Source organism: Allomuricauda sp. ANG21 (assembly GCF_040705235.1).
Lineage (GTDB): Bacteria > Bacteroidota > Bacteroidia > Flavobacteriales > Flavobacteriaceae > Flagellimonas > Flagellimonas marina.
The window spans coordinates 1-629 of the sequence record NZ_JBFCVT010000025.1 but is presented as its reverse complement, the minus strand read 5'-3'; the positions used below and the strand labels follow the sequence as shown (position 1 = coordinate 629).

Below are 629 nucleotides of genomic sequence, written 5' to 3'. Positions count from 1 at the left end.
GGGCTAACTCCGAGAGTGTAGGGGTCTGCCAAGCTTCCTGCTCCGGACCTTGTCAAGGTTCCGTCGGTAGCGTTAGTAATCTCGTTTCCAATAATTCCATCGGCCTCGGTTACGGTCAATGTTGATGGGTCTACCAAAACCCAGTCGGTCCCGTTCCATTGCATGAGTTCGCCTGCCGTGGTTCCATTTGCGATCTTGGCAAGGGTCACTGCATCATTTGCGATTTCGTTGTCTGAAATTCCATTGGGGCTAACTCCGAGAGTGTAGGGGTCTGCCAAGCTTCCTGCTCCGGACCTTGTCAAGGTTCCGTCGGTGGCGTTGGTCACCTCGTTGCCCACAATCCCATCGGCCTCGGTTACGGTCAATGTTGATGGGTCGACCAAAACCCAGTCGGTCCCGTTCCATTGCATGAGTTCGCCTGCCGTGGTTCCATTTGCGATCTTGGCAAGGGTCACTGCATCATTTGCGATTTCGTTGTCTGAGATTCCATTGGGGCTAACTCCGAGAGTGTACGGGTCAGCCAACGTCCCTGTTCCTGATCTTAATAAGGTTCCGTCGGTAGCGTTAGTAATCTCGTTTCCAATAATTCCATCGGCCTCGGTTACGGTCAATGTTGATGGGTCTACCAA

1 protein-coding gene is annotated in these 629 nt (G+C 52.8%); it reads right to left on the bottom strand.

Going from position 1 to position 629, the window contains the following annotated elements:
* Positions 1 to 629 (bottom strand): hypothetical protein (locus tag AB1A65_RS17695; RefSeq protein WP_366591239.1); only part of this gene is annotated, 629 nt, incomplete at both ends.